The following is a 26,346-nucleotide window of genomic DNA, read 5'->3' as shown; positions in this document are numbered from 1 at the left end:
AAACACGGAAAACAGCTTCGTAATCTCGGAAAACGGCCTTTGGCTGGCGGCTTTACAGAAGGCTGCCGCACGAATAGAAAATATCCCGATGGATGGCCAATTCCTTGAAAAAATCCTCGCCTTCGAGCTGGATGAAGACGGGGCGCAACTCCCCTTCACCGCACGACTTTCCAGAGAGCAAGGCTGGACACACGTCTACGCCGGCAGAGTCGTGGAGGAATACAAGCGCTTCATAGCCCTGGCGATGCTTGCAGGCCACATGGTTACGCCCTCCGAAGAGGTGGATCAAGCCTGGCACCTCCATATGGTATACACCAAAAGCTACTGGCACGGGCTATGCCGGGATGTGCTCGGCCGGGAGCTACACCACTCACCCACCACAGGTGGCGGGGATCAGAACGCAAAGTTCCACGGCTTATACGGGAAAACCCTGGAAAGCTACCGCCGCATCTTTCAGGCGGAACCGCCCGCCGACATCTGGCCATCTGTGGAGAAACGTTTCGCCAACGCAGCCGCGGGACGCTGGGTGGATTGCTCGAAGTTCTGGCTGGTGCCAAAACCCGCTTTCCTTTCCTATTTCAAGTAAATGACGATGATAGCTACCTCAATTTTCGACTGGAACGGCCCGGATTTCCTTTGGCTCTACGCGGTGGCATTTTTGATCGCGCTGGGATTTACCCTTTGGCGGCGCGCACGCAGCAATGCGAAATTTTCCTTCCCCGGTGCGGCCGAGGCCAATCTTACCGATCCATATGAAATCGCATACCTGGCAGGTGGTGCCCCGCGCTGCAGCCAGGTGGTAGTCGTGAAGCTCATTAAATCCGGAGCGGTGGAGTGGAAACGATCGAAATTTCTCAAGGAGAGTATCCTCGTTGCCAGTGGCAAGGCATCGCCGGATTTCAATGACATTGAGAGAACGGTCTACAGCTCCATTCTAGACTACGGGCAGAAAGGGATGCCCCTCGCCAATGTTTCCCAACTCGTGGCCACAAGGGTCTCCGGCCTGGAATCACAATTGGCGAAACTAGGGCTCCGCCCGACGTCCTCGGAATCGGGAAGCGAGACATTCTCCATCATGCTTCCCATGCTGTTCCTCGTGGGAGTAGGGGTAGTAAAGGTAGTCATCGGCATCTCGCGGGACAAGCCGGTGACCTTTCTCTGTCTCATGATTTTCGCGACCTTCGTAGTGGCAGCAATCATCGCCGGTAGCGCTCGAAAGACCACCCCGGCCGGGAAACTGGTGCTTTCACGCATGCGGGATTCAAAATCCGGATTTGCGAACCTACCGGATCCATATACCGGAACCTTGTGTGGGATCGGTCTTATGGGAATTTCCGGTATTGATCATGACCCGTCCATCGCCGGTCTGGATTTAGTACTCAGGAACGAGATTTCCCAGATTGGAAACCCCTCATCTTCTTCCGGATGCAGTTCTGATGGAGGCTCCGGTTGCTCCAGCGGCTGCGGTGGATGTGGAGGTGACTGATCGAACCCGCCAGAAGGGCAGTACGGACTGCGCACAAAAAATCCACCACCCCTTTCGAGGCGGTGGATAACAGTTACCCGATGAAAATTCAGTAGGTGGATAACTCAGTGACCAAGCATCCAGGGACGGGCCGTGGCTTTCTGGGACTGTAGTTTTCCGAGCTTCGTTTCTTTGACCGTGTTCTTCCGGATCTTCGAATCGCCTCCGCTTCCGCACCCACAACGGCTGCTGCAGGAATGGGACTCGCGGATCGATGGCTCGTGACGGCTTTTTTCATTCACGCCGTGGGCCTTGCGCAGGCCCCCGTCCATGAGTGCCAAACCGGGTGCGAGGATCAACCTCTGCGCGACTTTTTTACAGGTCGGGCATGCGGCCGGATCGCTCCTTTCAGCGATTGTGCGGAGTTCGCGGAAATCTCCGCAATCCCTGCATGTGAAATCGTAGAGTGGCATAATCCTATGCAGGTTATGGTTGCACCCTAGCTAGATCAGCATCGCTGTTGACCATGTTTTTCGGCCCGACCGCGTTCGGCAAGATGTCGAATTCGAAGATTTCCGTCGGCAACCAGAGTGTGGCACAAGCATTCGGGATATCAACGATACCGCTGATATGGCCTTCCACAGGAGCAGTCCCGAGGATCGCGTAGGCTTGCTCACCGGTGTAGCCGAATTTCTTCATATACTCGATGGCGTTAAGGCATGCCTGTTTGTAGGCAACGAACGGATCGAGGTAATGTTGCTTGCCGAATTCATCCACCGAGATGCCTTGGAAGATGATGTGCTTTTTGTACGTCGGAGAGAGCGGGCTCGGCTCGAAGAGAGGATTGCGGATACCATATTTTTCTACGCCACCTTTGATGAGGCTGACGCGGATATCGAGGAAGCCGGCCATTTCAATGGCACCACAGAAGGTGATCTCACCATCGCCTTGGGAGAAGTGGAGGTCACCCATGGAGAGGCCGCCGTCTTTCACGTAAACCGGGAAATAAACCTTGGAGCCACGTGTGAGGTTTTTGATATCGCAGTTACCACCGTGCTCACGAGGAGGAACAGTGCGGGCGCCTTCGTTGGCTGCAACATCCCGTTCGGTGCCTTTCATGCGGCCCATGTGTGCGGTATCAGCGAAGGGAAGTGTGCAAAGCGCTGGAACACGATCCGGCTCTGTGTCGTAGAGCTCTTTCTCACGCTTGTTCCATTCGTTGAGCATTTCCTTGGAAGGAAGGCAGCCGATGAGGCCGGGGTGCATGATACCTGCGAATTCTACCTTCGGGATGTGGCGTGACGAGGTGTAGATTCCGTGGAAATCCCAGCAAGCTTTGCGGGCATCCGGGTAATGATCGGTAAGGAAGCCACCGCCGTTGGTTTTTGCAAAGAGGCCTGTGAAACCCCAATTTGATTCTTCGAAAACACCGATATCGAGGATATCGACAACCATGAGATCGCCTGGCTCCGCACCTTCCACTCCGATCGGGCCGGAAAGGTAGTGAACTTTTGTGAGATCCACTACGTCGATGTCGTTCGCAGAGTCATCGTTCTTGATCTGGCCACCGGTCCAATCGATACACTCGACGCGGAATTCATCACCTGGCTTCACGTAGGCGACCATAGGGATATCGGGATGCCACCTGTTGTGAAGGCAGTCTTGCGACGTTGGTTCTGCGTCGAGGTCTACTTTGATGAGTGTTTTCATTGGCTATATATTTATTGGTTTGTGGTTGGAATAGTTTTGAGAGTTAAACGGCGAGCATCGCTTTGATTTTCTCCGCATCGACGCTTGCTCGATCGTCCTCACGGATGAGTTTTCCCTTTTCGATGACCATCAGGCGGTCGCAGGTATCGAGCACGAAGCTGAGAACCTGCTCACTGACGATGATCGTAAGGTTTTTCATGTCGCGGATCTCACGGAGAGTCCGTGAAATATCCTTGATGATGGATGGCTGGATACCTTCCGTAGGCTCGTCGAGGAGCAGGACGGAAGGGTTTGTCATCAGTGCGCGGCCAATGGCCAACTGCTGCTGCTGACCGCCCGAAAGGTTACCGCCCTTGCGGTTCCTCATTTCCTGAAGGACAGGGAAGAGCGCGTAGATTTCCTCCACCGCATCCCGCTTCACGCGGCCCTGGACACCAGAGATCAGGTTGTCATAAACGCTGAGATAGGGGAATATCATGCGCCCCTGGGGAACGAAGGCGATGCCGTTTGCAACCCTTCGGTAAGGAGGTGCTTTGGTGATATCTTTCCCGCCGATTTCGATTTTCCCAGAGCGGCTCGGGATCATGCCGATTAGCGAGCGGAAGAGCGTGCTTTTCCCCATACCGTTCCGGCCGACGATGCCGAGAATTTGTCCTTTCTCCGCACTGAAGCTCATGTCCGGGATGACGAGGCTCTGCCCGTAGGCGACTTCCAAATTGTTTACTGTGAGCATAAAATTGAGTGGTTAGTGTCCGATGTAGACCTCGATGACTTTCGGGTCCGCGCTTACTTTATCCATTGAGCCTTCCGCCAGGATCTTGCCCATGTGCATGACCGTGACGCGGTCCGCGATTTCACGGACAAACTCCATATCGTGCTCGATAACCATGACTGAGCGGTCCTTGGAAATTTTCCGAAGCAAGTCGGCGGTTTCGCCACGTTCCTTGACGCTCATACCGGCCACCGGCTCATCAAGCATGATGACTTCCGGGTCCTGCATGAGCAGCATTCCGATTTCCAACCACTGCTTTTGACCGTGGCTGAGAATTCCTGCTTCCGTGTCCATCTGCCCGTCGAGGCCAATGGTCTGGGCCACAGTTTGGATGCGATTCATGATCTCATCCGTGCGGCGGAAAAACAGGCAACCGAAGACGCCGCGGCCATGGGGATGGGAGAGCTCGAGGTTTTCGAATACCGTGAGACCTTCATAGGTGGAAGGAGTCTGGAATTTCCTGCCGATACCGGCGCGGACAATCTTGAACTCACGCTGTTTGCGCATTTCCTTCCCTTTGAACTTAACGCTGCCGGAAGTCGCCTTCGTTTTCCCGCAGATCAGATCCAGCACGGTGGTTTTACCGGCTCCGTTGGGACCGATGATCACGTGCACGTGATTCTTGGCGAGGTAGAAGTTGAATCCGTCTACTGCCTTGAAGCCATCGAAGGAAACTCCCAGATCTTCGACTTCGAGAACGTTTTCGTTTTCAATTTTCATCGGTAATAGGTGTGTTGGTTGTTGAAGAGGACTTGCCGAACCAGCCGCCGATTTTCTTTTTGGCAGCTGGGAACTTCTCGAAGAGACCAGCGAGGCCATTCGGGAAGAACATGACGACGGCGATGAAGGTGCTACCCATCAGGTAGAGCCAGAGATCCGGATAGGCCTCCGAGAAGGTTGTTTTACTCCAGTTAACTACGAGGCAACCGAAGATCGCACCGAGGACGGACAATCTGCCGCCTACCGCGGTGAAGATCACCAGCTCGATGGATGGGACGATTCCGACGATGGACGGAGACATGAAGCCGACCTGGAGGACGAACATCGCGCCACCCAATCCACTGAGCATGGCTGCGAATGTGAAGACCGCTGTGCGGATCATCGCTACATTGTAACCGGAGAAACGGACCCGCTCCTCCTGATCCCGGATTGCCACCAGAACGCGGCCAAGCCGGGTGTTGATGATGTATTTCGCACCCAGGGCAACCAGGAAGAGAAGGACAACGCAGAGGAAATACAGAATCTGCTGTGCACTTTCCGTGCGGATATCCCAGCCAAGCAGTGTGCGAAGGTCGGTAATACCGTTCCGGCCGCCTGTGAGACCTTGGTTTCCATCAATACCGAGGGAAAAAATCAGCGCCATCGCCTGTGTGATGATCGCGAAGTAAACTCCACCCACACGTCTCTTGAAGAGCGCAAAGCCAATGATGAAAGCCACAACGGCAGGCACCACGAAGATGGCGAAGATTGTAAAAGGCAAGCTTTCGAATGGCTTCCAGATGGTTGGAAGTGCTGTGATCTGGTTCCAGTCCATGAAGTCCGGGATACCCGGTGTCGTCTGGATGGCGGTAGTCTCCGGATCAGAGGCTTCCAACTTCAGGAATGCGGCCATGCAGTAACCTCCGAGGCCGAAGAATACTCCCTGGCCAAGGCTGAGAATACCACAGCGGCCCCAAAGCAGGACCAAGCCAACGGCTACGAATCCAAAGCTGATATATTTTCCTACCAGGTTCAACCGGAAGACCGGGAGAACCAGCGGGAGCACAACAAGCAGGAGGATGGCAAATGCCGCGAAGGCGATGGCTTCTCCCTTGTTTTTAAATAGAGTTCTGAAAATTGCAGAGTTCATGGATGTTATGGTCGAATTTGAATTTTTCAGATTAGTTGCCGCGCACTTTGCTCGGGAAGAGGCCTTGCGGGCGGAACATGAGGACGACGACGATCACCAACAGAGTGGCAACCTTGCCTTTCGTGCCTTCGAGGAAGAACTCGAGGATGGACTGGGCCTGGGCGATTCCGAATGCGGAGGCAACACAGCCGAGTAGGCTTGCCGATCCACCTGAAACTACCACGAGGAAGGCATCAACAATATAGCGGCTACCACTGTCTGGCCCTGTGGAACCGATGGTGGTGAAGGCTGCACCGGCGATTCCAGCGATTCCACATCCGAGTGCGAATGCGAGACGGTCTACCTTGCCGGTGTTGATACCAACTGCTCCGCTCATTTTTCTGTTCTGGACGGTTGCCCGGAGGCGAAGTCCGAACTTGGAACGGAAGATGAAAAGGATAAGCGCTGCGGTAACGATCAATGAGAGACAAAGAACGAAGACGCCGTTGATCGGAATATCGATCATTTCACTCATGCTGAAGGAACCCATAAGCCACTCGGGAAGAGTAGGGCTAACTTCGCGGGCTCCGAAGATTTGGCGGAAACCTTGCTGCATTACGAGGCTGAGGCCCCACGTTGCCAGTAGGGTATCCAGCGGCCGGTGATATAAATGTCGTATCATCAGCCACTCGACGAGCGCCCCGACTAGGGCGCAGATTGTGAAAGCTATAAAGATGGCAGCGATGAAATAGTACGGGCCAAATTCGGGCGCGTATTGCTCCGTGAGATTGGAGCAAAGGTAAACGGTATAGGCTCCCATGGCCATGAATTCGCCGTGGGCCATATTGATGACGCCCATCTGTCCGAAGATCAGTGCGAGGCCAAGGCCCATGAGCAGCAGTACGCTAAAAAGGCTGAGACCGGAAAATCCCTGCATCAGAAAGATACTCTGCAATTCTTCTGTGGTGTATTCGCCCATAATTGGAAAAAGGTTGGAGTGGTAAAAGGTGTGGTTAGTCAGCCTGGTTCGGGCTGGAGAGGGTTTTCAGGAAAAGAAAGGAGGGCCGTGACCGAGCACGGCCCTCCTATGGATATAGTCGATTTCGTCAGGACGAAATCAGGAGGCTTCACTGGTAGCCTTTAGGGAATGGATCAGGCTCGATGAGCTCGGATTCGTAGACGACTTCAGCTTGTCCGTCTTTTTTCCACTTACCTACGCGAGCCTTGCTCCAGAGGTGGTGGTTCGGGTGAACTTTGACGTAACCTTCTGGTGCGAAGTCCAGCTCGATGCCAGGGGAGGCAGCGGCGATTTTTTCGATGTCGAAGCTACCTGCTTTTTCTACAGCTGCTTTCCAGATCCAAGGGCCGAGGTAGCCAGCTTGGGTAACGTCACCGATGACGCTGTCTTTGCCATACTTCTCTTTGAATGCGGCAACGAACTTCTTGTTGTTCTCGTTGTCGAGGCTCTGGAAGTACTTCATGCATGAGTAGAAGCCTTCGAGGTTTTCACCACCAATTCCGAGAACTTCATCTTCTGTAACGGAGATGGTGAGGAGTGTTTGTTTCTTGCTAGTGATACCAGCTGCTTTGAGCTGCTTGTAGAAAGAAACGTTGGAGCCACCTACGATCGCTGCATAAACAACATCAGGCTTCTTGAGCTTGATTTTGTTAATCAGGGAGCCGAACTGGGTGGTGCCAAGTGCGTAGAATTCTTCACCTACAACTTTGCCTTTGAGAACGTTTTCGATGTGCTTGCGGGCAATTTTCATCGAAGTACGTGGCCAGATGTAGTCGGAGCCGACGAGGTAGAAGGTTTTGGCCTTCTTCTCTTTGGCGACCCAGTTAAGACCGTCGAGGATCTGTTGGGTAGCTTCCTGACCTGTGTAGATCACGTTTGGTGATTGCTCGAGACCTTCGTAGAAAGTCGGGTAGTAGAGCATTCCTTTTTCTTTCTCGAAGACTGGAAGAACCGCCTTACGTGAAGCGGATGTCCAGCAGCCGAATACGGTGCCGACTTTATCGCTCACGAGAAGCTTCTTGGCTTTCTCCGCGAAGGTAGGCCAATCACTGGCACCATCTTCCTTAATTACTACGATCTGGCGTCCGAGAACACCGCCGGCGGCGTTGATCTGGTCGATGGCAAGCTGTTCAGCCTGGATGGATCCGGTTTCGCTGATCGCCATTGTTCCAGTTGAAGAGTGGAGCTGGCCAACGGTGACGGTATCGTCGGTGACGGCGAGACCGGTTGTATTCACCTCGGATGTCGGTGGTTTCGCATGAGCGCACGTGACTGCGAGCGCCATGATGGCTGACTTCATAGGAAGTGTTGCTGCTAAGTTTCTTATTTTCATCTACTTGTGGCTGTTAATTCATTGGCTAAGAAAGGGAACAAACGTTGTTCTTTCTCACACATCCCTTTGAGCACCCGACATGCCGTTGGCACGGGGTCTATCTTGAAATAAACTCACCTAAGCGCCGGAAGAGGATTTCCCGGCAGTCATCCTGATTCGTTGGGATCTAACGGCTCATGGCATGCACGATGCTCGGTAGATCCCCAGAACCATGCTGAATAATTTTCACAAAGAGAATTCGGAGAGCCGGAATCCCGTCCGTATCGATCCTGAAATTCTGGACCTGAAGCGTTTGCAGATGTTTTACGTCGCCGTGAAAGAAGGAACCTTCTCCGCTGCCGCACAATCCCTCGGCGTCAGCCCCTCAGCAGTCAGCCACGCCTTGAAGAGCCTGGAAGAAGAAGTCGACTGCGCATTATTCAAGCGCACCGGACCACATGTGAGCCCTACCGGTGCGGCAATCAGACTGCTGCCTATCGTGGAAGAGCTGCTGCACCGCATGGGAGCAGTCCGCGCGGAACTTGCAAAAATGGACGGACGTGTGGAACGGCTTGTCTTTGGAGTCTCAGGGAGCGCCAGAGTCGTCCTGACCACTTCCGTGATGTCTGCCTTTTGCGAATGCTTTCCGGATGCGGATGTGGAAATCATCCACACCTCGGAAGAGGTAGACCCCCGGAGCAGACAGCACCTGGATTTTCAGATCGGCTGTGATGAAAACGTTCCACACGATGTGGTCCGGCGGCCATTGGCTGAGGAAACGCTCCAGCTCTACGCCGCGCCCTTCCATGATCTGGGTCTTGCCGGCAGGGTGACAATCGCCCAGCTGAAACAGAACGTTTTGGTTTTTCCCGACCGGATGGCCGCAGATGCCGTCGCACAGCTTTTTTTCCAGAAGTCCCAGATCAGGCTCAAGAAATGGGTGATGCCAGACGCCGGCTCTGCGAGAAATCTAGCCCTGCAGGGACAATGTCTGGCGTTTCTTCCGGAATCCGTGGCAAAGGCTCCGGTAGCTGCCGGAAATCTGAACCGGATCAATACCACTGCTCCCCCGCTTACGCGGAAATACAGCGCGTGGTGGAGGGCGGAAAGCCCGCTCCCCTGGATTGCCGAGGTCTTTCTCAGCCTATTGGCCGTGAACTTCAATCCCGAGGATTAGGCTGGTAAGCCCGACGTCAGAGGAACCTCACTGGCATGCGAGTAACCTGGCCGTTTGTTCGGTCGGGGCGATCTGTGGCGGGAGCATGGATATCTTATAGAGACCCTGGAGTTCCTCGGTAATTTTGGCGGAATCAGCCCTCACATCAGAAGAAATTCCATAAATGCTGTAGCGACGGGTAGCCTCAAGTATCGCATCAATCGGTAAATGGGGTTTACCGATTTCCTGCATCCGTTTTGCGGCTAGCTGAACTTCGCTTTCCTCGGAAAGTTTCAGTCTGGACTGACCAAGAGCAGCAAGAGTCTCGGGATTACACAATCTCGCAGCAGCTTCCACGTCTTTGTGACAGACTGCTACAAGCCTCTGCGAGACGTCCTCTTTGGAAAATTCACGGACAAGGCTGCCCAGTCCCTGTTCTTCCGCAATCACTCCCCAGGGACTCCGTGCGATGAATCCATCCAAGGCGTTCGCCGGCATTCCTTGAAGCCTTTGATCCATCGGGAGAAATTTGAAGACGACCTCTGGCCTGGGACTGAGTTTGAGCGAGTTCAACCACTCGGTGAACTGGTGCCTTGTCAGCGAGCTCCGGTTTTCAATGCCGATCTGCAGCCTGGTCGGGATCTTTTTGGCGGGCAGATCCGGGTCCGGGCACAGCGCCTTGTAGATATTGTCCTGAAGAACCAGCTCCGTGGGGCTTGGATTGGAAAAGAAGGCTGCGGTCCACTGGTTGCGCTGACCGCTCATTGCCAGAACTTCGGCGGCAAAAATTTCCCAAGGCAAAATTCCTCCCACAAGGTCACCGACCAACATTTCTCTGGCGATGCTTCCATAGCTGGCGCGTGCTACAAATGTGACATCTGCAGCAGCGTCAAAATCATTGGCAAAGAATGGAAGCAGCTCCAAAGACGGCAGAATACCGAATTTTTCTTGGGGACCGCGTGGCATGGTTAATTGGGGGGATTTTCAGGGCGACGAATCCACATGTCCTTCAGCAGCAGATCTTATACCAGAGTGAGCCGTGGCATACTCGTGGAAAAATGCCGGCGAAGGGCGGTGATTTCAGTTTAGGAATGATATTCTTGGATGCTCTGAACAGTGAGTTCGTTTTCCTTGAGGGAGCGGATTGCTTTCACGGTTGCCTCTGCTGCCGCCATGTTTGTGGCGTAGGAAATCTTCTCTGCGATGGCTGTGGAACGGATGAGGATTTCGTCAGCACGGGATTCGTGCGTGGCCGGCGTGTTGATCACGTAGTCGATTTCCTGGTTTTTCAGCATATCGATCACATTCGGGCGGGCTTGCTCAGCTACCTTGTAAACGCGCTGGCACGGAATTCCCTCATCGGAGAGGCGCTGGTGCGTGCCTCCTGTGGAGCAGATCGTGAAACCTACTTCATGAAGATCACGGGCCACTGCTACGGCACGGTCCTTATCGCGGTCCGCCACGGAGAGGAAAACTTTCCCTTCCTTCGGCAGTGCATTGAAGGCGGAGATCTGGGATTTCGCGTAAGCCATGCCCCAGTCCTTATCGATTCCCATCACCTCACCGGTGGATTTCATTTCCGGACCGAGAACGATATCGATTCCCGGGAAACGATTCCATGGGAAGACGGCCTCTTTCACGGAGAAGTGGGTAGGATGAACAGTTTCGGTGTAACCCATATCCACCAGTTTCTCTCCGACCATGATTTTCGCGGCCAGTTTGGCGAGTGAAACGCCAGTGGCCTTCGAAACGAACGGCACGGTTCTCGATGCACGTGGATTAACTTCGATAACGTAGAGTTCTTCATCTTTCACGGCGAACTGGATGTTCATCAGGCCGCGGACTTCCAGGGCCATGGCGAGGTCCTTTGCGGCCTTATCGATCTTGGCTTTGATATCATCGGAAATCGAGAAGGCAGGAATCACACAGGCAGAGTCTCCGGAGTGAATACCGGCCTGCTCGATGTGCTGCATGATGGCGCCTACGACTGAGGTATCTCCATCGCTGATACAATCAACGTCGATCTCGGTTGCGTTATCGAGGAATCGGTCGACCAAAACCGGACGCTCCGGAGAAGCGGTGACCGCCTCCCGCATGTAGGTGGAAAGTTCGGAATCGCTGTAAACGATCATCATCGCGCGCCCACCAAGGACGAAGGAAGGGCGGACGAGCACAGGGTAGCCGATACGGTTTGCAACCTCAATGGCCTCGGCCTCGTTGGTTGCCGTTCCGGCTTCCGCTTGTTTCAGGCCTAGCTGATCAAGTAGAGCCGAGAAGAATTTTCTGTCCTCCGCGAGTTCGATGGATTTCGGGGATGTTCCGATGATCGGCACTCCGTGGCGCTCGAGATCCGCCGCGAGATTGAGCGGGGTTTGGCCGCCGAACTGGACGATGACACCGTATGGCTGCTCCTGATCACAGATGTTTAGAACATCTTCCAGGGTAAGTGGCTCGAAGAAGAGTTTATCGGATGTATCGTAATCGGTGGAAACAGTCTCCGGATTCGAGTTCACCATGATTGTCTCGTAACCAAGCTCCTTCAGAGCAAAGGCCGCGTGCACACAGCAGTAGTCGAATTCGATTCCCTGGCCGATGCGGTTCGGGCCACCGCCGAGGATAATAATCTTTTTCTTATCGGACTGGCGGGCTTCGTTTTCATCTCCGTAGGTGGAGTAGAAATACGGTGTGTATGCCTCAAATTCCGCTGCACAGGTATCAACCAGGCGATAAGTCGGGATAATTCCCTTCGCCTTCCGCTCTGCGCGGATGGTGTCCTCCGTAGGCACATCTGCAACGGCGCCCTCAGGCTCCGCACGAGGTGGAGCACCTGCCGGTTGATCCTTTTCCCCATGGATGGAAGCATCGTGGATCGCCTGGGATGCAGCGCGTGCCCTGGCGATTTGACGGTCCGAGAAACCGAGTTTCTTGGCCCTTTTGAGATCGAGGGTCGCAAGGTTCTTCCCTTCTTCCGCGATTTCTTCCAGATGGCGGAGGAACCATGGGTCAATGGAAGTTGCTTCATGGATTTCCTCAAGCGTCCAGCCGTGGATGAAAGCTGTCTGCAACCAGAAGATGCGCTCGGCATTCGGGATCTGGAGCTTACGGGTGATGGTTTCCTTTGAAGGGGATGCAGGATCACTAGGGTCGAAACCGAAGCCCCAACGTCCGGTTTCAAGAGAGCGGAGGCATTTCTGCATGGATTCCTTGAAGGTACGGCCAATCGACATGGCTTCACCAACGGATTTCATGGAAGTGGTAAGCACCGCGTTTGCAGTCGGGAATTTCTCGAAGGTGAAACGAGGAATCTTTGTCACAACGTAATCGATCGTAGGCTCGAAGGACGCCGGGGTTACGCGGGTGATATCGTTCGGGAGCTCATCGAGCGTGTAACCGACAGCAAGTTTAGCGGCAATTTTGGCAATCGGGAAACCTGTCGCCTTCGAGGCAAGGGCGGATGAACGGGAAACCCGCGGATTCATCTCGATAACGATCATACGGCCGGTTTTCGGATCTGTGGCAAACTGGATGTTCGAACCTCCGGTCTCCACGCCGATCTCGCGAATAACCGCGAAGGACGCATCGCGCATGATCTGATACTCACGGTCGGTGAGGGTCTGGATGGGAGCTACGGTAATGGAGTCACCGGTGTGTACCCCCATCGGGTCAAGGTTCTCGATGGAGCAAATAACCACGCAGTTGTCCGCGCGGTCACGCATGACTTCCATTTCGAATTCCTTCCAGCCCAGAAGGGATTCATCAATGAGAACTTCGGAAACTGGCGAAAGATCGAGTCCGCGGTGGACGATTTCCTCATACTCTTCCTTGTTGTAGGCGATACCACCACCTTGGCCACCAAGAGTAAATGCAGGCCGGACGATTAGAGGAAAAGTTCCGATTTCATCAGCAACACTCTTCGCTTCTTCCATCGTACGGGCAATCCCGGAGCGCGGCATATCGAGGCCGATTTTCTCCATGGCCTCTTTGAAAAGGTGACGGTCTTCGCCTTTATCGATCGCTTCGGCATTTGCACCGATCATCCGGACGTTGTGTTTATCCAGTGTGCCGGCTTTGAACAGATCCATCGAGGTGTTCAGGGCTGTCTGACCACCAAGGGTAGGAAGAAGTGCGTCAGGTTTTTCGCGGATGATGATCTTCTCAACGACTTCCGGAGTGATAGGCTCAATGTAAGTCCGGTGGGCGAACTCCGGATCTGTCATGATTGTGGCCGGATTGGAATTCACGAGGACGACTTCGTAGCCTTCTTCTTTGAGTGCCTTACAGGCTTGGACACCTGAATAGTCGAATTCACAGCCTTGGCCGATGACGATTGGGCCGGAGCCGATGACGAGAATTTTCCTGATCGAGGTATCTTTTGGCATATTCGCGAGCGTGTTGCTTAAACTTTCAGTGGTGTGGCAGGGATTTGCCGGATTGTAAAGTAATGGATAGGTAGAATACATACCATCGGCACCACTACACGAAACATCTCCGCTTAGACCAGTTCCGCAAGCCGATGGTTGTATTGAATGGATTTCCTTAAAACAGCCATCACCTGAACGAGCCCCCGGGCGTCGCTGCATGCTTTCCTACACGCCGGATCATGAGAAAAATTACGGCTAAGGTATTTTCCAACTTCCGCATGCAGCTGGCGGATCTGTGTATCCATCACTCCGAGTTTTCCACGTAGGTTCGATATTTTTTGGTTTCCCCCACTGATGTGCTGGAAGGCATCGGAAGCTTTTTCCCGTCGTCCCGTTTTATTCTGGTTCATCTCGGCCTCAATCTGGCTGATCCGCTCTTCCCCGGACGCGATGGCATCGGCAAGTCCCTGGCGTTCAGCCTTGAGGGATTCAAACTCGGATTTCAGTTTCCTTAGCCGCTCGTTTGCAGATTCTAACTCGTCGGGGCTCTGTCCCCCATCACGATCCAGTACCTCCTGCTTCATCCGGGTGCCCTCGTAGCTTCTTTTGATTTCCCGGGCTTTGGCGATAATTACATCCCGCTGGCGGACATGGCCCTCCAAGGCGGTCAGAATCACATTTTTTTCCGTGAGGAGCTTCTGAAAAGGCTCGTTTTCTGAGCCCAGCAATATGGAGCGCTCCTCATGCGCCTCATCAAGAAGCTTCTGGCAAGCGTCCAATTCTACCCTGATCTCATCTCGCTCCTTAACCAACTTCCTCAAATTCCAATACTCGACGGAAAGTGACTCGATCGGCTCTACGTTTTTCCAAGCTTTGCGCCCCAGGTGAGCCTCAGCCTCTTTCAGCAGATGCGATTCACTGGCCGCATCGCTCATCCGGATGTTTTTCCGGTTGAGGCCGAACATCTTCGCGCACCGGCATAGATAATATCTCGTGGAAGTCATTCGATTGAACTTACTTCTTCAGGATTTGCTGAAGATGTTCGATTACGCCCATGTCCTCCAATGTGGTAACATTCCCGGAAATCTCGCCGGTGGTGACCAGCTCTTTGAGCAAACGGCGAATAATTTTGCCTGATCGCGTTTTAGGCAAAGAAGGGGTGAAGTAAATATCATCCGGTTTCGCGATTGCTCCGATCGTTTTCCCTACATGATCCCGAAGCTCTTTTTCGAGTTCAGGGGAGGATTCGAAGCCAGTTTTCAAAGTTACAAATGCAGCTACAGCCTGTCCTTTCAAATCATGCGGCCGTCCCACAACCGCAGCCTCGGCTACGGAATTATGGGCAACCAACGCGGATTCTATCTCGGCAGTCCCCAGGCGGTGTCCCGATACGTTCAGCACATCATCAAGCCTGCCGATGATCCAGAAATTACCTAGCTCGTCACGGCGCGCTCCATCTCCCGCTGTATAAAGCCCGGGATAGTCCGAAAAATAGGTTTTCTTAAAACGAGCTTTATCTTTGTAGATCGAACGCGTCATCGAAGGCCAAGGTTTCCGGATTACCAAGCGTCCATCAACGCCGGGAGGGCACTCGTTGCCTTCATCATCGAGGATCACCGCATCGATCCCGAAGAATGGTCGCGTGGCGGTACCCGGGATGCACGGTGTCGCGCCAGGTAAAGGTGAAATCATAATCGCGCCAGTCTCCGTCTGCCACCAGGTATCCACGATCGGACATCTACCTCCGCCTATTTTCTCATGATACCAGCACCAAGCCTCCGGATTGATTGGCTCACCTACCGAGCCGAGCAAGCGCAGCGAGGAGAGGTCATACTTTTCGGGAAACTCGTCTCCGGCCTTGATGAAAGCACGGATTGCAGTAGGTGCGGTGTAGAAGATCGATACGCGGTGGTCTTCGATCATTTTCCAGAAACGCCCGAAATCCGGCTCATTCGGAGCACCTTCATACATCACCTGCGTCACTCCATTGGCAAGAGGGCCATAGACGATGTAAGAATGACCGGTAATCCAGCCGACATCCGCCGTACACCAGTAGACATCCTCGTCCCGCATATCAAAAATGTATTTGCAGGTAGTATAGGTTCCAGTGAGATAGCCTCCCGAGGTGTGCAGAATTCCTTTCGGCTTTCCGGTGGATCCCGAGGTGTAGAGAATGAAGAGTGGATGCTCTGAATCAAAACCTTCCGGCTCATGGTCTGCCGAGGCACCTTTCATCTCATCGTGCCACCAATGATCGCGATCAGCAGACATTGAAACCTCGTTCCCTGTCCGATTCACTACGAAGATATTCTTTACCTTGTCATATTTCTCAAGCGCTTCGTCCACAGCTGGCTTCAGTGAAACTACCTTCCCACGCCGCCAGCCACCGTCGGCTGTGATAACCGTGTTAGCCCCAGAGTCTTCCAATCGATCGAGGATAGCCTCAGCCGCGAAGCCACCGAATACCACGTTGTGCACGGCACCGATGCGTGCGCATGCCAGCATCGCCACTGCAGCCTCGGGAATCATAGGCATGTAGATCAGCACCCTGTCTTTCGCCTTAACCCCGCGGGTAAGGAGAACATTCGCAAACTTGCACACCTCGCGGTGTAACTGGGCGTAGGTAATTGTGCGGGTATCTCCGGGCTCTCCCTCCCAGATGATCGCAGCTTTGTTTGCCCGCGCCCCCTTCGCATGACGGTCAACGCAGTTTTCAGCCACGTTGATTTTACCACCAAGAAACCACTTCGCATCTGGCGCGTCCCATTCAAGAACCTTTGAAAAGGGCTCCTGCCATACAAGTTCGTTCGCTTCGGATGCCCAGAACTTCTTCGGCTTTTCTATCGAATGTTTATACAGCTTTTCGTAAGCCGCCATTGATGGAATTCTGGCCTTCTTGGAAAACTCCTTTGAAGGCTTGTGGCTTGTAACGAGTTGCGCCGAATGTTCAGACGTAGGTTTGGATTTTTTAGAGCTCATACTGAATCTTTAGCAAAACTAAAGACCTTAGCGCTCGTTCGCAATGGAAGAAATCCAGGAATCTCCTGTTATTTCCCCATCAACATCGCGATCTCTCTCTCATTGAGAACCGCGTACCGGCTTACCTCGAGATCACCAAGCCAGAGCTTGCCAATGCGAACACGCAGCAATTTGGTCACCTGATAACCAAGAGCATCAAGCATTACACGGATCTGGCGTTTTGCTCCATGGTCCAGGATCACCTTGATCCTTCTTGCTGATACGCGCTCGATGTTCTTCGCCTTCAGTTTTCCTTCTTCAGTGAAAACACCGGTAAGAAATTGATCGAGGTGAGAATTTTCGAAAGCTTGGTTGGAAGTAACCAGATACTCCTTCTCCACCGACTTTGATGGATGCATCAGTTTCTGGGAGAGATCACCATCATTGGTCAAAATCAGCATTCCTTCGGAATCCGTGTCCAAACGCCCGACATGGTGGAGCGATTGAAGAGATGGCGGCAAGAGATCGTAAATTGTTTTCCTACCTAGTTCATCACTTCGCGTGCAGACATATCCGCGGGGCTTGTGAAATATTACAACAATCTCCTCTTTCGGGATCATTCGCTTTCCATCCAATCGAACGTGATCGGATGGGGTGATTCGCGTGGCCAGCTTCAAACAAGGAGAACCATTGACTTCCACCCTACCGGTGGAAATCAGCTCTTCGCATGCGCGGCGTGAACCTACCCCGCAAGAGGCGAGGTATTTATTGAGACGGACTCCCTCGGACATAATAATGCTATGAAGCCTGCGAGATTATCGCAGGGAAATTGGGAGTTGAATGAAACAAGGAAAACTCAAGCTTCGTGCTTGGTTTTTGGAAGGCCGATTGGTGAGTTGCCTTCTTTCCATTCACCGCGCTCCTTGAGAAGTTTTACGCGCTCGAAACGTTTGAGGACAGAGCGTTTGCCGCCGACGGTGGCGTTGGACTTGAGTGAATTATGCTTGGACATCTTTGAGCGGGGTTAGACGGTTGGGGCGCGGAAGCTAATTTCCTTTTCCTCGCGTTGCAATACGAAAGTGGAAATATTTTTAGAAATTTGACACATTTTTGATCGTAATACTTTAGTTGGGCTTAATATCTGAGAAATTATCCGCTCTGTTATTTCGGGTAAACGGAAGTTCCAAAATCACGCCAAGCAACTTTTACCGAGTATGCCAAAGATGGACTTCCAAGAATTTGTCGCCTACGGATAACATCGAGCCCTGAAACCATAAGCTAGGCCGGCTGAATACTCTATAACTCTCTAACAGTAAGCGGGTTGTGGAGCCGCCTGAGGGAATGAGTGCATTTTTTTAAGCTATTTGCTCAAGGAACTTTCTTGGATCTTGCGACAAAGAAAAGATCCTCATCAAACCTTCTCCAACCAGACTGAAAGAATTGCGACATCAGCGGGTGTTATACCGGGGATTCGAGCTGCCTGCCCAAGCGTTGAAGGCCGTATTTCCGAAAAGCGGACTCGGGCTTCTGTTTTCAGTGCTCCAATTAGAGCATAGTCGATACCTTCTGGAATTTTTCGATTTTCTTGGCGCGACATCCTATTGACCTGCTGTTGCTGCCTTACCAGATGCCCCTCGTAACGAAAGTCAGTTTCGATGATCGGCCAGGTTGCTTCCGAGAATTCCTTTAAAATTTCTGGTGGGAGTGTTTCCCAACTCTCCTGACTGCGGCGGAACCAATGATCCAACTTTACTCCCTCATGGACTGCATTCCGAACCCACGAATTTGCTTTTTCCAGTTCGGCTGCCTTCTTGGAAACGCGATCGACCCGCTCTCCGCTCGCAAGACCGATTTCGGCAGCCAATGGAGTAAGACGCAGATCCGCGTTGTCTTGCCTCAGTAGAAGGCGATATTCAGCACGACTGGTGAACATCCTATAAGGTTCTGTACAACCCCGAGTTACAAGATCGTCTATCATTACACCGAGATATGCTTTGTCTCTACCAAGGATAAAGTCCGGTTTCCCCTGGACTTTCAGTGCCGCATTCGTTCCTGCAATCAGCCCCTGCCCTGCAGCTTCCTCATAACCTGAGGTTCCATTGATCTGCCCCGCAAAGTACAGACCCTCGACCGACTTGGTCTCCAGCGTATGCTTGAGTTGCGTGGGTGGACAGTAATCATACTCAACCGCATAACCCGGACGTAAAATTTCACATTTTTCAAGACCTGGGATGGTTCGTAGAAAATTCAACTGAACTTCATACGGTAGCGAGGTGGACACACCGTTTACATAATACTCCAAGGTGTGGCGCCCCTCTGGTTCTAGGAAAACCTGATGTCGTTCTTTTTCGGCGAAGCGGACCACCTTGTCTTCGATCGACGGACAATATCGGGGACCGACTCCTTCGATGACACCGCAATACATCGGTGACTGATCAAGATTGTCCCTGATAATATCGTGGGTCGCGGGGTTCGTATAAGTGATCCAGCACGGCATTTGTTCCACGTGGAACGTTGGATCTGCCCAAGGATTCAGAGTAAAGAGGTCATTTGGCCCCTTTTCGATTGTATCAGCCATGAAGCTGAACTTGGGCACCGGACTGTCACCACCTTGGATCTCACATTTTGAAAAATCGAGAGAACGGCCATTCAGCCTACAAGGCGTACCGGTTTTAAAACGTTCCACCTGAAAACCCAGATGCTTCAGAGAATCGGACACGGTCGAAACCGCATCCCCCATCCTGCCACCTTTTTCGTTTTTCAGACCTACGTGCATCAGTCCCCTCATGAACGTTCCGGCACTAAGAATGACCGATTTGCCTCCGATAATCATCCCTAGAGACGTCCTCACCCCTGTGATTCTTTGTTCCGAATCTACAAGCAATTCCGCCACATTGCCCTGATGCATATCGACACCTTCGGCTTGTTCCAACGTCATCTTCATTCGGAACTGGTAGGCCTTCTTATCGCACTGCGTTCTGGGTGCACGAACAGATGGCCCCTTGGAGACATTCAGCATCCGCCATTGAATACCTGTGGCATCCGTATTGATTCCCATCTGCCCACCAAGCGCATCGATCTCTCTAACCATGTGCCCCTTCGCGAGACCGCCGATGGCTGGATTGCAGGACATCTGTCCGACAGTATCCAGGTTTTGTGTTAGGATCGCAACTTGAGCCCCCAGTCTACTGGCAGCAAGAGCAGCCTCAACACCAGCATGACCGGCGCCAATAACAATTACATCGTATTCTTTCGGGTAACGGTACATATCAGGAAATTCGAGAGACGGGACCCTATCACCCCTTTCCCCACTAGCAATTCAATATCGGCACCCGCGAAACGTTCCACGTGGAACAAAGCTTACGTAGTTGAGTCAAGTATTCCGGTCGAAGCGCGTGGAAGTAACTCATCCAACGAGAATCTGATGATCGATACTCGATTCGCCAGGATGATACTCTTTACCCCAAACTCTGCTAAAACTTGACGACAAGCCCCGCACGGGGAAATCGGTTCCGTGGTATCCGCAACCACAGCTACCTCTGCAAAAGGTCCCGCCCCTGCAGCTACTGCAGCACCGATCGCAACCCTCTCGGCACAGTTTGTGAGCCCGTATGAAATGTTTTCGACATTGCAGCCGCCAAATATCAGTCCATCAGTGGTTAGGAGCGCCGCCCCAACCTTGAAATTAGAGTATGGTGCATAAGCGTTCTCTCTAGCCTGCCAAGCGGCCTCTAATAGCTTTCCCTCGATATTCATGAGGAAACCTATCAAGCCATTGCTAGAGCCACCAGCACCGCTTTCTGTGCATGTAGTCGATTTTCAGCCTGTTGAAAAATTGTACCGGCGTGCTTTTCCAGGGCTTCCTCGCTGATCTCCTTACCGCGGTATGCCGGCAGGCAATGCAGGATGATATGGTTCGCCGCAGCACCCGAAAGAAGATCGGAATTCAATTGGAAGCCCTCGAATTCCGCCTCCTTCTCTTTCTGGTCCTCCTGACCCATCGAGAGCCAAACATCCGTGTTGATTACATCAGCACCTTCGACAGCCACCTTTGGATCCACCACTACCTTGACTCTGTCTGTGTCCAACGACGCAAGAAAGTCTGCCGGAGGCTGGCAGGATACCGGAGCAGCCACAGTAAGATCGAAATCCAAGATCTTCGCAGCCCACATCCATGAGCGGGTCATATTGGAATAACCATCCCCGATAAATGCAAATCTACGTCCTTCCCAGCCGCCCACCTTTTCGCGAACAGTGAGAAGGTCCGCTAGAATCTGGCATGGATGCTCGTCATCGGTCAGCGCATTGATCGTCGGTAGTTTCGAGAACTCCGCGAAATCCACGACATCCTGCTGCGCAAAAGTTCTTATTACCGCTCCATGGACCATCCGCCCGAGAACTCGCGCGGTATCCTTGATCGGCTCACCCCTGCCCAATTGAATATCATTTCCGGAAAGAAACATAGGAAAGCCGCCAAGCTCCCGAATCCCTACCTCAAAGGACACCCTTGTCCGGGTGGAGGATTTGGTGAAAATCATCGCCCACGTCTGACCAGCCAAGGGCTTCGAGGCATGATTACCACGCTCGGATTTGAGGAGAGCTGCATGTTCGATTAGATCGGTGAGCTCTTTCTTACTGAGTTGCTCGATAGAAAGTAGATTCTTCATGATGGATTGGTATCGTAATTTGAAAGTACGGATTTGATGATGGACAGCGCCTCATCGATTTCTTCGTTGGTGACATTTAGAGGTGGCAGAAGACGGAAGGTTTCAGGGCCCGCTGGAGGCACCAGGAGGCCTTTTGCCATTAGTTCCTTCACTATCTTCAGCGCACAGGTTTCTCCATCTTCTGTAGGTATTAGAGTAGGGTTCAGTCCAATACCGAGAAGAAGGCCTAGTCCTCTGACCTCAGTGACGACAGGAGAACCCCACGATTCAATCTCGTTGCGAATTCTCTGGGCCTGGTAGGTAGCATTCCCAGCCAGGTCTTGTTCTCTGATTTCCTTCAGAGTTGCCAAAGACGCAGCACAAACCAGTGGATTTCCCCCATAAGTCGAGCCGTGGGAACCTGCATTCATGAGCGAGGACAATTTCACCTCTTTCTCCTGATCGACAATTCGATCACTCAGCCAGAAGGAACCGATCGGCACACCGCCGCCCATTCCTTTGGCCCAGGAAATTCCATCCGGTTCGATACCCGGGGCATTTACCCGCCAAGCCATGGCATCGCCGCAGCGTCCGAACCCTGTTTGCACCTCGTCAAAAAACAGAAGTAGATCGTTCTTTTTACACAAGGCTTGGATGGCTTCCAGAAACTCTCCGGTAGCTACGTTGACACCGCCCTCTCCCTGGATCGGCTCAAGTAGGATGGCAACAGTTTCCGATGAAACAGCACCCTCTAGAGCACAGATATCATTGTAGGGCAGGTAGCGGAAGCCGGTCAAAAGCGGGTCAAAACCTTGATGGATCTTTTCCTGACCTGTAGCAGCCAAACTTCCTAAAGTTCTTCCGTGAAAGGATTGCTTGAAAGTCAGGACTTCAAAACGCGGCTTTCCATCAGCTTGCGGCTTCAGGTGACCGTATCTGCGTGCCGATTTAATCAGGCCATCGTTCGCCTCGGCGCCGGAGTTTGAAAAAAACAGTTTGCCGGGCAATTTGACATGCTCCTGATTGATTTCTTCCGCCAGAAGTCCCTGATTGTCAGTGAAATACAAATTCGATACATGGATAAGCTTTGCAGCCTGCTCCTGAATCGCAGTCACAACTTTCGGGTGGCAGTGCCCCAGCGAGCAGACCGCAATCCCCATGCAGAAATCCAGATATTCGCGGCCCTGATCGTCACGCACGCGTGTGCCTTTTCCCTCCGTAAGAGTTAGTGGAAACCGGCCATAGGTGGCCATGACGTGATCGTTGAATAGTTCTTTGGTATTCATGGGCAAAATCCGGAGATGAGCCGGAAAAGGGTGGAGACTATCCACATTGCCAGAAATAGCAAAGCAGTTTCCTGTTACGTGAACGTAAGGGAAACCTAGCGTGCAGAAGCTCTCCGCAGCCTGTCCATGATTGCGACACCAAGACCGGTTTCGCTAACAGGTTCTGCGATGATTTCATCGAAGCCCATTTCATCCATTTCTCTCATTGCGAAGAAAAGCCGGGTAGCCGCCTCGGCAAGCTTCCCGCTACCAGGACTAAGTGACACCACGGAATCCCAATCATACATTCTCACGTATTCACCGCCCTCTTCCCCTTTATAGCTGAGCAGGCCGTAGCTCTTTCCCTCTTCGGGAACGAAATCTTCCGGGCTTTTTAAAAGTCGGAATGGTGTGAGCGGAGCGTAATGGCTGTCCAGCTGCCCGGGTGACTGCAGTTTCTCGCCGGGTTTCACTTTTTCGACCCTGCCAAACGGTTGAAGCTGTTCCTTCGTGATCGGACCCGCTCTGTGCAGGTAAAACAATGGCTTTTTCCCCTCGCGCGGTTCTATACGGATAATCGTGCTCTCGACACCTTCACCACAGGCACCAGCATCCACGATAAGCGGAATTCTGCCACCCAACTCCTTCATTACAGCAGAGGCGGATGTCGGTGAAATTCTTCCAAAGCGGTTCGCACTCGGGGCGGCTATCGGCCGGCCAAGAGCTTGGTTGATTCCACGGAAAATCGGGTGCCCGCTTTGCCTGACAGCCACCGTCGGCAGTCCACTCGTCACCAGGTCCGGCACTGCAGGAGTCTTTGGTAAAATAATCGTCAGCGGGCCGGGCCAAAATTCGTTCGCGAGTTTTTTCACTGTGTCCGCAATATCTTCCGGCACCTCGGCTACGGTTTTCAGATCGGTGTAGGATGCGATATGGACGATCAACGGATCGAATTCCGGCCTTTCCTTCGCTGCGAAAATTTTGGCAACCGCCTCGGCATTGAAAGCATCCGCTGCCAGGCCATAAACGGTCTCGGTAGGGAGCGCTACCAGTTCACCCCGTCGCAAGCAAGCAACAGCCTCATTTTGGGCCTCTTTCATCCCATCGTCGGTAGCCTCGATAATTTTCGTTTCGAACACAGACGGATGTTTTATGAGGAAAGGTTTCAATGCAAGCAGAGTCGCTTCCCCTCGACTGAGTGACCCACCAATCAGCCCACAAAAAACCCCTCAACCAAGCGATGGTTGAAGGGTTGGAAAAAATACGTAAAATACGTCTTTCGGCTTAGTAAGCGAAGATCTCTTCGTCCTTGAAGAAGCGCTTGATCTCGGCCTCGGCAGCTTCCGGAGAATCGGAAGCGTGGCATACATTGATCATCATATCTTCACCAAGATCACCACGGACAGTTCCTTTTGGAGCTGTTTCGGAATTAGTTGGCCCGAGAAGGTCGCGAACCTTGTCGATCGCGTTTTCACCTTTGAGTGCGAGTGCGATCACAGGAGTTTTGCTCATGAATTCAACGATCTCCGGGAAAAATGGCTTATCCGCAACGTGTGAGTAGTGATCTCTGAGGATCGCGTCATCAAGCTGCATCATTTTGATTCCTTGGATCGAGAAGCCTTCCTTCTGGAAACGTGAGAGAACTTCACCGGTGATGTTCTTGGAAACTGCATCCGGCTTGAAAAGAATGAGAGTGGTTTGTGTGGCCATGCGAAGGAATTAGGCGGACGAATGTCCCCGTGCAAGCCTTTTCAAGGAACCAATTGTTCACACTAATACTCGCAATGACCAGGCGTGCGGGGAAACGGGATCACATCACGGATATTCGAAATTCCCGTCACGAACATCAGCAACCTTTCAAAGCCCAGGCCAAACCCAGCATGCGGCACACTGCCGAATTTCCGAAGATCCGCATACCATGCATAGGCCTCGGCATCGATTCCGTGGTGTTTGAAGTTCTCCAACAGCACGTCATACCGCTCCTCACGCTGCGCGCCTCCAATGATCTCGCCGATTCCGGGCACCAGCACGTCCATGGCAGTGACCGTCTTCCCATCATCATTGACCCGCATGTAGAAAGGTTTGATCTCCTTCGGGTAATTATAAACCACTGTCGGTTGCTTGAAATACTCCTCCGTCAACCAGCGTTCATGCTCGGATTGTAGATTCACTCCCCATTTCACCGGATATTGGAATGATTTCCCGGACTCTTCCAAAAGCTTCACCGCATCCGTATAGGAAATTCTCTGGAAGGGCTTCTCGATCACGTTTTCCAACCGCTGCCTCAGGGTTTTGTCGACGAATTTTTCACAGATCGATAGATCCTCTTCCTGTCCTTCGAGGGCTTCCTTTACCAGAAACTGCATCATTTCCTCCGCTACATCGATATCGCCTGCCAAGTCGCAGAAAGCCATTTCCGGCTCCACCATCCAGAATTCCGCAGCGTGCCGCGAGGTATGCGAGTTTTCCGCCCGAAAGGTCGGCCCAAAGGTATAGACATTTGAAAGCGCACAGGCCATCGCCTCACCTTCCAGCTGACCGGAAACTGTCAGGAACGCGCGTTTCCCGAAAAAGTCCTCTGTATCCCTGGAGATTTTATCGTCCGGTAAGCTTGTCACCCGGAACATTTCGCCGGCCCCTTCACAGTCGCTAGCGGTGATGACCGGCGTATGAGCATATACGAAATCGCGCTCCTGGAAAAAACGGTGGATCGCATACGACATGCGGGAGCGGATCCTGAAAGCAGCCCCGAACAGATTCGTCCGGGGCCTAAGGTGTGCGATGGAGCGCAAAAATTCCGGCGTGTGTCCCTTTTTCTGAAGCGGATAATCATCCGGTGCCGCGCCAAGAAGTTTTAGGGAAGCCGCCTGCATCTCCCATGCCTGTCCCTTTGCCGGAGAAGGCACCAGTTTACCGGTTATCTCCACCGAAGCTCCGGTGGTCATGCTCTGTATATCCTCGTATCCGGGAATTCCCGCATCGGTCACGATCTGAAGATTTCCCAGACACGATCCATCGTTTAGCTCCAGAAAAGAAAAGCCTTTGGAATCGCGACGCGTCCGGACCCACCCGGCTACGTGTATTGAATCGGTGGCTTCTTTGCTCGTCAGGACGTGCTTGATAAGGCTGCGCATGGCGGAACGATAAACCAACTGGCACGCTTGAAAACGGGGAAATCCGGATGTGACAACATTTCGCTCAAGCTCGGAAATTATGTCCCGATTTTTGAGCCAAATTTTCCCAATTTCACCAGCGGGGAATACCTTCCATGTTGACTGTCAAGAAGTTACGTAAATGGTTCGTACACTGCCATATATAACTTCGAAGTCATTCGGAACCGGACGGACCGAAGACGAGATCTACAACTCCGTTCCAACCAAAACATTAGAAAATATTATGAGCACAATCACTACATGGAATCCATATCATGAACTTGAGAGAATCCAGGATCGCGTATTCCGCGCAATCCACCAAACAGGAGAAGAGGGAAAAACCCTCCTGAATCAGGCGGACTGGACGCCTGCAGTCGAAATATCGGAGGACGAAAAGCAATACTCCATTGCTGCAGACTTACCGCAGATCGCCAGAGAAGATGTGAAAGTCATCGTCGATAACGGCTCGCTCGTCATCAAGGGCGAACGTGTCCGCGAGGAACTCTCCGAAGGGAAAAAAGTTCACAGGACCGAGCGCAGCTACGGAAAATTCCACCGCAGCTTTACCTTACCCGAAGATGCTGACGGCAGCGGAGTCACCGCGAACTTCAAAGAAGGCGTTCTGATCGTTAACTTGCCGAAGAGCGAGGAGAAGAAGCCCAAACACATTGAGGTTCAAGTCGGCTAACAGAAATCCAAGAAA

At 52.6% G+C, this 26,346-nt stretch carries 24 protein-coding genes; 4 read left to right on the top strand and 20 right to left on the bottom strand.

All coding sequences use genetic code 11. The annotated features are described in order from the left end of the window. Positions 1-88 precede the first annotated feature (88 nt). Both AAGA79_RS00245 and AAGA79_RS00240 read left to right on the top strand, forming a co-directional pair. Positions 89-586: a glycine-rich domain-containing protein gene (locus AAGA79_RS00245; protein ID WP_411826774.1), complete on the top strand. Its 498-nt coding sequence runs from the start codon at positions 89-91 to the stop codon at positions 584-586. Further along, positions 587-1,486, top strand: coding sequence for a TIGR04222 domain-containing membrane protein (locus AAGA79_RS00240; RefSeq protein WP_411826773.1), 900 nt, complete (start codon positions 587-589; stop codon positions 1,484-1,486). 104 nt (positions 1,487-1,590) lie between these two features. Here the strand turns inward: AAGA79_RS00240 and AAGA79_RS00235 are convergent, their stop codons facing one another. The 7 genes from AAGA79_RS00235 to urtA all read right to left on the bottom strand — a co-directional run bounded on the left by AAGA79_RS00235 (position 1,591) and on the right by urtA (position 8,078). Further along, a complete protein-coding gene (locus tag AAGA79_RS00235) occupies positions 1,591-1,938 on the bottom strand; it encodes an FmdB family zinc ribbon protein (protein ID WP_411826772.1) in 348 nt (115 codons plus the stop codon). A 13-nt stretch (positions 1,939-1,951) separates the two neighbouring features. Further along, positions 1,952-3,175: a formamidase gene (gene fmdA, locus AAGA79_RS00230; RefSeq protein WP_411826771.1), complete on the bottom strand. Its 1,224-nt coding sequence runs from the start codon at positions 3,173-3,175 to the stop codon at positions 1,952-1,954. Between the two features lie 43 nt (positions 3,176-3,218). Continuing rightward, complete coding sequence (gene urtE / locus AAGA79_RS00225; RefSeq protein WP_411826770.1) at positions 3,219-3,908, bottom strand: urea ABC transporter ATP-binding subunit UrtE; 690 nt, start codon at positions 3,906-3,908, stop codon at positions 3,219-3,221. A gap of 12 nt (positions 3,909-3,920) precedes the next feature. After that, complete coding sequence (urtD, locus tag AAGA79_RS00220; RefSeq protein ID WP_411826769.1) at positions 3,921-4,667, bottom strand: urea ABC transporter ATP-binding protein UrtD; 747 nt, start codon at positions 4,665-4,667, stop codon at positions 3,921-3,923. After that, positions 4,657-5,796: an urea ABC transporter permease subunit UrtC gene (gene urtC, locus AAGA79_RS00215; RefSeq protein WP_411826768.1), complete on the bottom strand. Its 1,140-nt coding sequence runs from the start codon at positions 5,794-5,796 to the stop codon at positions 4,657-4,659. The genes urtD and urtC overlap by 11 nt, the downstream gene beginning before the upstream one ends. A 31-nt stretch (positions 5,797-5,827) precedes the next feature. Next, entirely contained in the window at positions 5,828-6,754 is a 927-nt protein-coding gene (urtB, locus tag AAGA79_RS00210) for an urea ABC transporter permease subunit UrtB (RefSeq protein ID WP_411826767.1), read from the bottom strand. Positions 6,755-6,902: 148 nt separating this feature from the next. Further along, on the bottom strand, positions 6,903-8,078 hold the full coding sequence (gene urtA, locus AAGA79_RS00205; RefSeq protein ID WP_411828242.1) for an urea ABC transporter substrate-binding protein: 1,176 nt from the start codon (positions 8,076-8,078) through the stop codon (positions 6,903-6,905). Between the two features lie 259 nt (positions 8,079-8,337). Here urtA and AAGA79_RS00200 point away from each other — a divergent pair, with 259 nt between their 5' ends. Further along, positions 8,338-9,282, top strand: a complete 945-nt coding sequence (locus AAGA79_RS00200; RefSeq protein ID WP_411826766.1) for a LysR family transcriptional regulator — start codon at positions 8,338-8,340, stop codon at positions 9,280-9,282. 27 nt (positions 9,283-9,309) lie between these two features. On the opposite strand, the gene AAGA79_RS00195 is transcribed toward AAGA79_RS00200, so the two are convergent. From AAGA79_RS00195 to asnS, 13 genes are all read right to left on the bottom strand, one after another. Beyond that, on the bottom strand, positions 9,310-10,227 hold the full coding sequence (locus AAGA79_RS00195; RefSeq protein ID WP_411826765.1) for an ABC transporter substrate-binding protein: 918 nt from the start codon (positions 10,225-10,227) through the stop codon (positions 9,310-9,312). 119 nt (positions 10,228-10,346) lie between these two features. Then, on the bottom strand, positions 10,347-13,640 hold the full coding sequence (gene carB / locus AAGA79_RS00190) for a carbamoyl-phosphate synthase large subunit (protein ID WP_411826764.1): 3,294 nt from the start codon (positions 13,638-13,640) through the stop codon (positions 10,347-10,349). A 113-nt stretch (positions 13,641-13,753) separates the two neighbouring features. Continuing rightward, positions 13,754-14,626, bottom strand: a complete 873-nt coding sequence (locus AAGA79_RS00185) for a hypothetical protein (RefSeq protein ID WP_411826763.1) — start codon at positions 14,624-14,626, stop codon at positions 13,754-13,756. A 10-nt stretch (positions 14,627-14,636) separates the two neighbouring features. Next, on the bottom strand, positions 14,637-16,601 hold the full coding sequence (acs, locus tag AAGA79_RS00180; protein WP_411826762.1) for an acetate--CoA ligase: 1,965 nt from the start codon (positions 16,599-16,601) through the stop codon (positions 14,637-14,639). Positions 16,602-16,669: 68 nt separating this feature from the next. After that, a complete protein-coding gene (locus AAGA79_RS00175; protein ID WP_411826761.1) occupies positions 16,670-17,371 on the bottom strand; it encodes a pseudouridine synthase in 702 nt (233 codons plus the stop codon). 65 nt (positions 17,372-17,436) lie between these two features. Then, a complete protein-coding gene (locus AAGA79_RS00170) occupies positions 17,437-17,592 on the bottom strand; it encodes a small basic protein (RefSeq protein WP_411826760.1) in 156 nt (51 codons plus the stop codon). A 399-nt stretch (positions 17,593-17,991) separates the two neighbouring features. Continuing rightward, complete coding sequence (mnmG, locus tag AAGA79_RS00165; protein ID WP_411826759.1) at positions 17,992-19,848, bottom strand: tRNA uridine-5-carboxymethylaminomethyl(34) synthesis enzyme MnmG; 1,857 nt, start codon at positions 19,846-19,848, stop codon at positions 17,992-17,994. 92 nt (positions 19,849-19,940) lie between these two features. Further along, entirely contained in the window at positions 19,941-20,336 is a 396-nt protein-coding gene (locus AAGA79_RS00160; protein ID WP_411826758.1) for a cytidine deaminase, read from the bottom strand. A gap of 11 nt (positions 20,337-20,347) precedes the next feature. Beyond that, on the bottom strand, positions 20,348-21,247 hold the full coding sequence (argF, locus tag AAGA79_RS00155) for an ornithine carbamoyltransferase (protein WP_411826757.1): 900 nt from the start codon (positions 21,245-21,247) through the stop codon (positions 20,348-20,350). Continuing rightward, the gene (locus AAGA79_RS00150; RefSeq protein ID WP_411826756.1) at positions 21,244-22,512 is read right to left on the bottom strand and encodes an acetylornithine/succinylornithine family transaminase; all 1,269 of its coding nucleotides are present in this window, start codon (positions 22,510-22,512) and stop codon (positions 21,244-21,246) included. Before AAGA79_RS00150 ends, argF begins: the two co-directional genes overlap by 4 nt. A 95-nt stretch (positions 22,513-22,607) precedes the next feature. Further along, positions 22,608-23,630, bottom strand: coding sequence for an L-threonylcarbamoyladenylate synthase (locus AAGA79_RS00145; protein ID WP_411826755.1), 1,023 nt, complete (start codon positions 23,628-23,630; stop codon positions 22,608-22,610). Positions 23,631-23,775: 145 nt separating this feature from the next. Further along, a complete protein-coding gene (ndk, locus tag AAGA79_RS00140) occupies positions 23,776-24,201 on the bottom strand; it encodes a nucleoside-diphosphate kinase (RefSeq protein ID WP_411826754.1) in 426 nt (141 codons plus the stop codon). Between the two features lie 62 nt (positions 24,202-24,263). Continuing rightward, complete coding sequence (gene asnS / locus AAGA79_RS00135; RefSeq protein ID WP_411826753.1) at positions 24,264-25,625, bottom strand: asparagine--tRNA ligase; 1,362 nt, start codon at positions 25,623-25,625, stop codon at positions 24,264-24,266. A 262-nt stretch (positions 25,626-25,887) separates the two neighbouring features. Here asnS and AAGA79_RS00130 point away from each other — a divergent pair, with 262 nt between their 5' ends. Next, positions 25,888-26,331, top strand: a complete 444-nt coding sequence (locus AAGA79_RS00130) for an Hsp20/alpha crystallin family protein (protein WP_411826752.1) — start codon at positions 25,888-25,890, stop codon at positions 26,329-26,331. Positions 26,332-26,346 lie beyond the last annotated feature (15 nt).

Origin of the sequence: Luteolibacter sp. AS25 (assembly GCF_046736275.1) — a bacterium.
Lineage (GTDB): Bacteria > Verrucomicrobiota > Verrucomicrobiia > Verrucomicrobiales > Akkermansiaceae > Luteolibacter.
This window is presented reverse-complemented; position numbering and strand designations above follow the sequence as displayed.

Coding starts and splice junctions, on each gene's coding strand:
- AAGA79_RS00130 (WP_411826752.1), top strand. CDS start 25,888: ATGAGCACAATCACTACATGGAATCCATATCATGAACTTGAGAGAATC.
- argF (WP_411826757.1), bottom strand. CDS start 21,247: ATGAAGAATCTACTTTCTATCGAGCAACTCAGTAAGAAAGAGCTCACC.
- ndk (WP_411826754.1), bottom strand. CDS start 24,201: ATGGCCACACAAACCACTCTCATTCTTTTCAAGCCGGATGCAGTTTCC.
- urtE (WP_411826770.1), bottom strand. CDS start 3,908: ATGCTCACAGTAAACAATTTGGAAGTCGCCTACGGGCAGAGCCTCGTC.
- fmdA (WP_411826771.1), bottom strand. CDS start 3,175: ATGAAAACACTCATCAAAGTAGACCTCGACGCAGAACCAACGTCGCAA.
- urtD (WP_411826769.1), bottom strand. CDS start 4,667: ATGAAAATTGAAAACGAAAACGTTCTCGAAGTCGAAGATCTGGGAGTT.
- AAGA79_RS00240 (WP_411826773.1), top strand. CDS start 587: ATGACGATGATAGCTACCTCAATTTTCGACTGGAACGGCCCGGATTTC.
- asnS (WP_411826753.1), bottom strand. CDS start 25,625: ATGCGCAGCCTTATCAAGCACGTCCTGACGAGCAAAGAAGCCACCGAT.
- AAGA79_RS00235 (WP_411826772.1), bottom strand. CDS start 1,938: ATGCCACTCTACGATTTCACATGCAGGGATTGCGGAGATTTCCGCGAA.
- AAGA79_RS00195 (WP_411826765.1), bottom strand. CDS start 10,227: ATGCCACGCGGTCCCCAAGAAAAATTCGGTATTCTGCCGTCTTTGGAG.
- AAGA79_RS00160 (WP_411826758.1), bottom strand. CDS start 20,336: ATGAATATCGAGGGAAAGCTATTAGAGGCCGCTTGGCAGGCTAGAGAG.
- AAGA79_RS00200 (WP_411826766.1), top strand. CDS start 8,338: ATGCTGAATAATTTTCACAAAGAGAATTCGGAGAGCCGGAATCCCGTC.
- urtC (WP_411826768.1), bottom strand. CDS start 5,796: ATGAACTCTGCAATTTTCAGAACTCTATTTAAAAACAAGGGAGAAGCC.
- urtB (WP_411826767.1), bottom strand. CDS start 6,754: ATGGGCGAATACACCACAGAAGAATTGCAGAGTATCTTTCTGATGCAG.
- AAGA79_RS00185 (WP_411826763.1), bottom strand. CDS start 14,626: ATGACTTCCACGAGATATTATCTATGCCGGTGCGCGAAGATGTTCGGC.
- AAGA79_RS00175 (WP_411826761.1), bottom strand. CDS start 17,371: ATGTCCGAGGGAGTCCGTCTCAATAAATACCTCGCCTCTTGCGGGGTA.
- AAGA79_RS00245 (WP_411826774.1), top strand. CDS start 89: ATGGATGGCCAATTCCTTGAAAAAATCCTCGCCTTCGAGCTGGATGAA.
- AAGA79_RS00150 (WP_411826756.1), bottom strand. CDS start 22,512: ATGAATACCAAAGAACTATTCAACGATCACGTCATGGCCACCTATGGC.
- acs (WP_411826762.1), bottom strand. CDS start 16,601: ATGAGCTCTAAAAAATCCAAACCTACGTCTGAACATTCGGCGCAACTC.
- mnmG (WP_411826759.1), bottom strand. CDS start 19,848: ATGTACCGTTACCCGAAAGAATACGATGTAATTGTTATTGGCGCCGGT.
- urtA (WP_411828242.1), bottom strand. CDS start 8,078: ATGGCGCTCGCAGTCACGTGCGCTCATGCGAAACCACCGACATCCGAG.
- carB (WP_411826764.1), bottom strand. CDS start 13,640: ATGCCAAAAGATACCTCGATCAGGAAAATTCTCGTCATCGGCTCCGGC.
- AAGA79_RS00170 (WP_411826760.1), bottom strand. CDS start 17,592: ATGTCCAAGCATAATTCACTCAAGTCCAACGCCACCGTCGGCGGCAAA.